Annotated in this window: 9 protein-coding genes; 5 read left to right on the top strand and 4 right to left on the bottom strand. The window is 37.9% G+C overall.

All coding sequences use genetic code 11. From position 1 onward, the window contains the following. The first annotated feature begins 75 nt into the window (after positions 1-75). Positions 76-1,173 carry a 3-phosphoserine/phosphohydroxythreonine transaminase gene (gene serC / locus V7083_RS10205; protein WP_335477420.1) on the top strand — a complete coding sequence of 366 codons (1,098 nt, stop codon included), beginning with the start codon at positions 76-78 and terminating at the stop codon, positions 1,171-1,173. Positions 1,174-1,211: 38 nt separating this feature from the next. Here serC and V7083_RS10200 read toward each other — a convergent pair whose 3' ends face one another. The 3 genes from V7083_RS10200 to yeiL all read right to left on the bottom strand — a co-directional run bounded on the left by V7083_RS10200 (position 1,212) and on the right by yeiL (position 3,991). Then, the gene (locus V7083_RS10200; RefSeq protein WP_335477419.1) at positions 1,212-2,786 is read right to left on the bottom strand and encodes an LTA synthase family protein; all 1,575 of its coding nucleotides are present in this window, start codon (positions 2,784-2,786) and stop codon (positions 1,212-1,214) included. Next, on the bottom strand, positions 2,779-3,093 hold the full coding sequence (locus V7083_RS10195; protein ID WP_335477418.1) for a hypothetical protein: 315 nt from the start codon (positions 3,091-3,093) through the stop codon (positions 2,779-2,781). Before V7083_RS10195 ends, V7083_RS10200 begins: the two co-directional genes overlap by 8 nt. A gap of 226 nt (positions 3,094-3,319) precedes the next feature. Next, positions 3,320-3,991 (bottom strand): transcriptional regulator YeiL, encoded by a 672-nt coding sequence (gene yeiL / locus V7083_RS10190; RefSeq protein WP_335477417.1) that lies wholly within the window; start codon positions 3,989-3,991, stop codon positions 3,320-3,322. A 79-nt stretch (positions 3,992-4,070) separates the two neighbouring features. Here yeiL and V7083_RS10185 point away from each other — a divergent pair, with 79 nt between their 5' ends. From V7083_RS10185 to V7083_RS10170, 4 genes are all read left to right on the top strand, one after another. Continuing rightward, a complete protein-coding gene (locus V7083_RS10185) occupies positions 4,071-5,231 on the top strand; it encodes an MFS transporter (RefSeq protein ID WP_335477416.1) in 1,161 nt (386 codons plus the stop codon). Positions 5,232-5,319: 88 nt separating this feature from the next. Next, a complete protein-coding gene (locus V7083_RS10180; protein ID WP_335477415.1) occupies positions 5,320-5,640 on the top strand; it encodes a YbjQ family protein in 321 nt (106 codons plus the stop codon). A 3-nt stretch (positions 5,641-5,643) separates the two neighbouring features. Next, the gene (locus V7083_RS10175; protein ID WP_335477414.1) at positions 5,644-5,868 is read left to right on the top strand and encodes a hypothetical protein; all 225 of its coding nucleotides are present in this window, start codon (positions 5,644-5,646) and stop codon (positions 5,866-5,868) included. Between the two features lie 127 nt (positions 5,869-5,995). Next, the gene (locus V7083_RS10170) at positions 5,996-6,649 is read left to right on the top strand and encodes an N-acetylmuramoyl-L-alanine amidase (RefSeq protein ID WP_335477413.1); all 654 of its coding nucleotides are present in this window, start codon (positions 5,996-5,998) and stop codon (positions 6,647-6,649) included. 77 nt (positions 6,650-6,726) lie between these two features. Here the strand turns inward: V7083_RS10170 and V7083_RS10165 are convergent, their stop codons facing one another. Continuing rightward, positions 6,727-8,232 carry a malate:quinone oxidoreductase gene (locus tag V7083_RS10165; RefSeq protein WP_335477412.1) on the bottom strand — a complete coding sequence of 502 codons (1,506 nt, stop codon included), beginning with the start codon at positions 8,230-8,232 and terminating at the stop codon, positions 6,727-6,729. Positions 8,233-8,570: the final 338 nt, after the last annotated feature.

Below are 8,570 nucleotides of genomic sequence, written 5' to 3'. Positions count from 1 at the left end.
GACCTCTATATGTATTCCAATTTTCAGAAAAAACTAGTATTATCAAATTAAAGAATATTCTAACGAGGTGCGATTATGATCGATCAATTAAAGCGAGCTTATAACTTTAACGCAGGCCCTTCTGCCCTTCCACTTGATGTGCTGAAAAAAGCCCAAGAGGAACTTATTGATTTTCGTGGAACCGGAATGTCCGTCATGGAACTTAGCCACCGCAGTGCCGCCTATGAAGAGGTTCACAATCAGGCTATTGCTCTTTTAAAGGAATTGCTGTCTATTCCGGAAGGCTATGAAGTTCTATTTCTACAAGGTGGAGCAAGTCTTCAGTTCTCGATGATTCCTATGAACTTTTTAAATTCTGAACAGGAAGCTGCCTATATCATGACTGGATCTTGGTCTGAAAAGGCTTTTGCTGAGGCCAAATTGTTCGGAAATCCATATCATGCTGCCAGCACAAAAGAAAGTCAATACCGACGAATTCCACAATTTGATGAACTACAATATAATGCAGATGATGCCTATGTTCACCTCACATCCAATAACACGATTTTCGGAACTCAGTGGAGAGATTTCCCTGATACAGGAGAGGTACCTCTGTTTGGGGATATGTCCAGTGATATTCTTTCCAGACCATTCGATGTCAACAAATTTGCCTTCATCTATGCCGGCGCCCAAAAGAACCTTGGTCCATCAGGTGTTACTGTCGTCATTGCCCGTAAAGATTTGCTTGAGAAGGCCAATACCAATATTCCAACTATGTTAAAGTACAGCACGCATGCCAAGAATAACTCTTTGTATAACACTCCTCCAACCTTTGGCATTTATATGCTTGGTGAAGTGTTGAACTGGGTGAAAGGGATTGGCGGAATCCATGAAATAGAAAAGCGGAATGAAGAGAAAGCAAAACTAATTTATGATGTCATCGACCAAAGCAATGGCTTTTATACTGGTCACGCTGAACAAAACAGCCGTTCATTGATGAACATTACCTTCCGTGTAAAAGATGAAGAGTTAGAGAAGAAGTTCCTAGCTGAAGCTAAATCAGAAGGCTTCATTGGCGTTAATGGACACCGCTCTGTGGGTGGTTGCCGCGCATCTACCTATAATGCTGTTCCACATGAAACATGCAAAGCCTTCAGTGAATTCATGGTTCACTTTCAACAAACTAATCAATAAGCATGAAAAATCCCAACTGGAAATCAGTCGGGATTTTTCTATTGATTGGATTCTGCTTTTTCTTTCTTTGCTTTGTCCAATAGTTCCAAATAATCGCCTTGTAAAATTTGTCGATTATAAAAGTCAGAGTTTTTAGCAACCTCTTCATTTACATGCTCAAAGCCATATTCCTCTTCCAGCGTTTTTCGATTGGAAAACAGATTCGTTCCCAGACCCAAACGCTCTCCATCAATCGTAACGCCAATACTGCCAAGAATGGTTGGATACATATCCAAGGAGGAAAATATTCGATTTTTTTCATTGACCGGTCTATTGGCAGGGTTTACGAATGCATTATAAATGGTTCTTTGATATCCTTCATAAGTATGTGTTTTAAAATAATCACCAGGCTGCATGCTCAAGTGATCTCCCATTAGAACAAGAGTCGTGTTTTGGTAAAAATCCTGTTGTTGCAGCCACCGAACAAATTCGTCCACTTGTTTTGATGAGAAGGCATACACATTTTCATACTGCGTATCAAATTTCTTTTCCGCTCCGCTTTCCAAGTAGCCATCTGGAAAATGGGTATTAACTGTAAGGAAGGAAAAACTAAACGGTTTGTCGGAGTTTGCCAATGAAGTAATTTCATCTTTGGCATATTCAAATAAATGAGTATCATCAAATCCCCATGCTACCCTTTCACTCTCCGTCATTTTCCCCTTTTTGATAGCAGCATTCAAATCAAAGATGTCATAATTACCATGCTTCAAATAATAATTTTTCCGCCCGCCAAATTCAGCATCTGACCCAGCCATGAATTCCAGATTGTACCCCTCTTTTTTTAACACATCACCTAAAGTATAGGCCCCTGCTAAAAAGTTTTTAGATGATGTATATTCGTTTCCGTTTACAGGAATTTTCAAGGGCAATCCAGATGTTGTGGAAACTAAGCCCCCTACTGTCCAGGTGGTACCATAAATAGGGAGAGCCCCGCCTATTTTACTTGTGTTTGAAAAATTCACATTTTGCTTTGCAATATTCTCCAATTCTGGGATAACGTTGTATTCCCATCCTCCGCCATTCACTTTATCAATTAATGAGCTTTCCATGGATTCCATATATAAAATAATTAAGTTCCTTTTTTTCTCTGGAAAGGTAATAGAAACATTTGTACCGCTAACATAATGATTACCGATAAAATAGGATGAATCTTTTATCCCCTTAACATATTCATCTATTCCTAATAACAGATAACATGAGGCTAATGAAAATAGGAAAATAATTGACGCATAAATGACCTTATATTTTCTAATAAATTTATTAGGGAAGACTTGCAGGTTGATTTTCTTTCCTTTTACGGCTACTTCGAGAATCTGCCTTCTTCTTTTTGTATTCATTAACGGCAAGGCCAAGAGTGAAAATATTAATAGAAAGGGAATCAAACTAGATTTAATTCCGGAAATGAAAACATCACTTGAAGCACCTTTCATACCGCCCACAAGGTAAAAAATCATTTCCTCTACGCTTTGATCGGCGAATTTTATACTAATGTAGAGAGATGCTGAGAAAATAATGGTACTAAGGATTAACAATAGAAAGGTAAGTGAATTTGACAGAAACCTACGTTTATTCATCAGTGGACTCGACCTTAAATCTTATTTTTAAGTTTAATTCAATAAAAATGTATAAAATAGCCATTAATAATGCAATAAAAGTAGCTGTTAAACAGTATTTCAATGTAAAAGTGGGTGTATACTCAAAAATTATCGTTTTTCTTAAAAAGATGAGGGTGGCATAGCAAATACAATTGGTTGTCAACATAAAGAAAACAATCTTACCTATTATTTCAAACAAAGGCAATGCTCGATTCGTGACTTTTGAATAAAATAAACATGCAATAATGGATGGCATAATTAATGCCATGACCTCATTAAACGACATATCGTTCACCCCAAAGGAACTATTTTTTAGGAAACAAGAAACTATTACTTGAATTTTTTTCAAATTTTGGATATAATTATTAGGTATATTTTCTTTACATATGTTTCTTTTTTGAACATTATAGCACTTATCTATATATGAGTAAAATTGCTTTCATCCGTGGGTAACCAAACTTTTGAAATAATTAAAAGGAAGCAGACAGAANNTTCTGTCTGCTTCCTTTTTTCTATGAGTTCTTTAACATTTCAGCGAGCTCCATTAATGCCGAAGGCTGCAAAATCCGATAATAGCGGCCTTCCTTTTGTAAATACCCTTTGTTACAAAAATCCGCCAATACAAATAATAAATGACGATAGGAAACACCTAAAAAATCACAAACCATCACATGCTTCTCCCTATAAACCTCTTCATCAGCTGTTTGCAAAATAAAATCGGCCAGCCTGTTTTCAAGTGGAAAAGCGAGACTTTGTGAATACTTTTCAGCCATTGTTGATGCCTTTAAACTTAAGAACTTGGTTAGTTCCCGTAAAAATAGCACATCATTCAGCAATTTTTCCCGATATCGCTGAAATGGAATGGCGTAGCAAATTGTCCTAGTAGTGGTTTGAATTCCTTTTGTATAGTAAACCTCATTTAATAACTCCATTTCCCCTATATAATCATTTTCGTTAATAAAGTTAATCAAGGAAACCTTCCCATTTTGATGCGTGATATAAATTTTTGCCTTTCCTTCCATTACATAAAATAAATAATTTGGGCGCATTCCCTCCCGAATAATCCATTCATCTCGTTTATATTCATGAATTTCAATGAATTCTTCTATAGGGAAAGAGCATAAATGGGCAATGGGGTGTTTTTTCAAATATTGTTGTTTTTTTCTACTCCTATAAATTTCCATACTTCACCTCAAAATATGAGAAATCTCATATTTTATTCTGTAACTCCATGATACTATACAACCATTGGAGGGATACAGAATGAACACTCAACAATGGATGGGCAGACAATTTTTTAGTTTTTACCTGACTTGGGGCATCTTCCTACCCTACTGGACAGGGTGGTTGATTGATGCAAAAGGGGTTTCCATCTCTCAAGCAAGTTTGATTATGAGCTTAGGCTTGGTTGTTAGAGGGCTATCAACATTAGTTGCCTATCCTTATTTTTCAGGGAAACTTAGCAGTAAAACCTTATTAAGGGGAATGACCATTGGCACGTTATTCGCCATTATGTGCTATTACCCCTCTCATTCTTTTACAAACTTACTCTTGGTCACATTACTGATCCATTTCATTTACCCTACATTGATGCCTGCTTTAGACAGTGCTGCCGGAATACTCGTGCAGCATAAACAATTAAAGGATTATGGAAAAAGCCGATCCTGGGGATCTATTGGTTTTGTAGTGGCCGGCATGATGTTAACCTTTTTTACTGGATCAATCGGGGATACAGCCATTTATTGGGCTATGTTACTTGGCACGTTCCTATTAGTCCTTCTTAACTTTATGCCTGCACCGGACATTTTATCTAATAAACCACGAACTGAGAAAACGAAGCGCAGTAGCCTATTAAAACTGTTTCGCTTCAAACATTTTAGTTTAGTACTAATCATTGTCATTTTATTGCAGGCAGCACATGCCTCTTATTACAACTATGGTTATCTTTTTTTACAAAGTATCCACGCACCGAAATTTCTAATTGGTGTTATTCTTAACATTGCCGTCATTGCAGAAATTATTTTCTTTCTAATTGCCGACCGCTTCTTTCAGCGCTTTTCATCAGGAACTTTGTTAGCCCTTGCGGCTTTAGGATCGACCATTCGCTGGATATTAGTTTTTGCTTTCCCAAACGTAATTGTTTTCAGTATTGCACAAACATTGCATGCCTGTTCATTTGCAATGGGACATTATGCCTTTATGAAATATCTAATCAAAAATATCCCACATACAGAGATACCAAAAGTCCAAGGCTTGTATTCTGCATTGGCACTCAGCTGGAGCACGGCGGTCTTCACTTATTTCGGCGGATACCTATATGAAATTGAACCAAGATATGCCTTTATCGGAATGACAGTGTGCTCCATTCCTTCAATGCTGCTTGCCCTTATCTATCGTAAATTGGATACCTCCGTTACCAAATAGGTACTAGGTTAAAAAAAGTAATGGTATTTATATCCAACGGGACGTAAAATAAACTTGTAGGACTTATTTTGTTAAGGAGCGGATCCATATGATAATCGTAACAACTGAGAATATTGCTAATCATAAAATTACAGAAGTGGTAGGTCCGGTATTCGGCTTAACGGTACGGGCCAGAGGAATTGGTAAAGATATCATGGCTTCTTTAAAAGGACTGGTAGGCGGAGAAATTAATCAATATACAGAAATGCTAGAGGATGCCAGAAAACAAGCTATCGACCGTATGGTGAAAAACGCTGCGTCCATGGGAGCGAACGCAATCACTATGATGCGCTTTGACTCAGGTGAAATCGGTCAGAATATGAGTGAAATTGTTGCTTATGGAACAGCTGTGATTGTTGAAAAGGTCTAAACGATGAAATGGATTTTAGGCTTCTATGGTATCCAGCTTTTTATTCTGCTTCTTTTAATTATTGGTTCCTGGCTCATCTGGGACCGCCGCTTCAAAGGAAAGCATGGGCAACAAGTACCCAAGGGCTTCGAACGAACAAATGAGATATCGATAGATCCAACCACTCAGAAAAAATTAGTCGTTTATTTTAATCCGGAAACTGGCGAACGATTTTATAAAGAGGAATAACGTAGTACCGGTGCACTTGTTGCGCCGGTTTTTTCATGTATTCTATGAATTAAGTTTCTTTGCATCTCACTTTTTGTTATATTATGTAAGAATAATAGGCATATTTTACGTTAAAGAAGGTATAGACTTGAAGACAAAAATTATATTGATCACAGCCATGTTTTTTCTGATCCTAGTTAGTTTTCACGAACCAAAAGAAGTCCAAGCTGTACAAGCAACATCCAAAATAACGGTCACAAATGCCTTGCTTCCAAAGGCAAATTCTGAACCGAGGACAAAACCGATTACACATATCGTGATTCATTTTAGCAGCAATGTGGCTAATAATCCCAAAAGTCCATATCAATTACAAGATATACGCAAACTCTATATGCAATACGGTGTTTCCGCTCATTATATGATTGGGAGAAAAGGCGAGATTTATAGATTAGTTCCAGAAACCCAGGCAGCCTACCATGCAGGTAAAGGAAGCTTGGCCTATTTCCCAACATATACAAACCAACTTAACCAGTATTCCATTGGTATTGAATTAATGGCAATAGGGACAAAAAAAGAAATGAGTTCCATGATCTCTCCTGCTGTTTATAACTCCGTTCCACTATCCAATATTGGCTATACAAGTGCCCAATATCGCTCTCTTACACTATTAGTGGATGATATCACCAAACGCAATCATTCTATAAAAAAAGACCGAAAGCACATCATTGGGCATAGCGAATACGCCCCAGGGCGGAAATCGGATCCTGGCTCTTTATTTCAATGGTCTAAAATCGGATTTTAAGTCCCTTTTTTGAAGTAAACCAACGCAAAAAAGCCATTGACCCTGTGGAATCAATGGCTTTTTATCTGTAATAGAATTTAATGATAGACCAATTCTTCTGTTTCGACTAGGCCAAGCACCTTCGCTGTTGAAGTTTGAATTTCCTGTAATAGTTCAGGATGCTCTACAAGTGAAATACCATAAGATGGAATCATTTCCTTTATTTTCGGTACCCACTCTTCCATATGCTGCGGGAAGCATTTTTCTAATACCTCAAGCATAACGTGAACCGCAGTAGAGGCACCTGGTGAAGCACCGAGCAATGCCGCAATCGAACCATCTGCAGCATTAATAACTTCCGTACCAAATTGAAGTGTTCCAATGCCTTCAGTTTCTGTATCTTTAATGACTTGGACACGTTGGCCTGCCACTACAATATCCCAGTCCTCACTCTTGGCATTAGGGATAAATTCCCGTAGCTCTTCTATCCGTTGTTCTTTCGACAACATAAGCTGTTGGATCAAATATTTAGTTAATGGTATATTCTTTGCACCTGCTGCTAACATTGTGAGGACATTGTTCGGTTTTACAGATGTAATTAAATCTAAATTGGACCCAGTCTTTAAGAATTTAGGCGAAAAGCCAGCAAACGGTCCAAAAAGTAAGGATTTCTTGTTATCTATAAATCTAGTATCAAGATGTGGAACCGACATTGGTGGAGCACCCACCTTTGCCTTACCATAAACCTTGGCATGATGTTGTTCAATCACTTCCGGATTATTACACACCATAAATAGACCGCTAACAGGGAATCCCCCGATATGTTTTGACTCAGGAATACCCGTTTTTTGCAGTAAATGCAGACTTCCGCCTCCACCGCCAATAAAGACAAATTTTGCTGTATGGCGCTCGATACTACCAGTCTCTCTATTCCATATTTTCAATTCCCACATACCATCTTCTGTACGCTTAATATCTTCAACACTATGTTTGTAATGAATCTCCACATTATGACTCTTTAAATGGTCAAACAATATGCGCGTTAACGCGCCGAAGTTAACATCCGTGCCAGAGTCAATTTTGGTTGCCGCAATGGGTTCATTCATGACACGTCCTTCCATGATCAATGGAATCCATTCCGTCAATTTATCATGATCATCGGAATATTCCATCCCTTGAAACAATGGATGACTTGACAGCGCTTCAAATCGCTTTTTCAGAAACGTAACATTGTCTTCCCCTAATACCAAACTCATATGCGGTATTGACATGATAAAGTCATGCGGATTTTGAATCAGATTACTTTTTACTAGATAAGACCAAAATTGTCTTGAAAGTTGAAACTGTTCATTAATTTTAACAGCCTTGCTAATATCAATGGATCCGTCAGGTTTCTCGGAAGTGTAGTTAAGCTCGCATAGAGCAGCATGTCCCGTTCCCGCATTATTCCATTCATTAGAGCTTTCTTCCCCCGCACTCTCAAGCTTTTCAAATACCTTGATTTCCCATTCCGGTGCTAACGCTTTCAGTAATGACCCCAAAGTTGCACTCATGATACCGGCACCAATTAAGATAACGTCTGTTTTGGTTTGTCTGTTACTCATTTTTACCGTCCCTATCCCCTAAGATTTGCAGAAGGATGTGGGCGCTCCTGTCAAGCATCACCATATGCCAGGAAACGTCTAGTACATACCTTCTTTGGATCAAATATCATTTAACAATAGTATAACATATATTCTCTTTAGTGTAACACAATTACACTTAATTCATATATCTCCCTTTTCTGATAATTATAAACCATTTAAAGCTAGTAAAAAAGTGAAAAGACTTTCCACTCCCACAGAACGCAAAAAGCCAGCCAAGATTGCTTGTTGGCTCATCTTTTTGACTGGCTTTTCACCTTTTTACTTTGTTCCATACTGTAATTTTAAGGCTTCAATAA

The organism is Bacillus sp. JJ1764 (assembly GCF_036962145.1).
Taxonomy (GTDB): Bacteria; Bacillota; Bacilli; order Bacillales; family Cytobacillaceae; genus Neobacillus.
The sequence above is the reverse complement of the archived record's forward strand: the minus strand, read 5'-3'. Positions and strand labels throughout refer to the sequence as shown.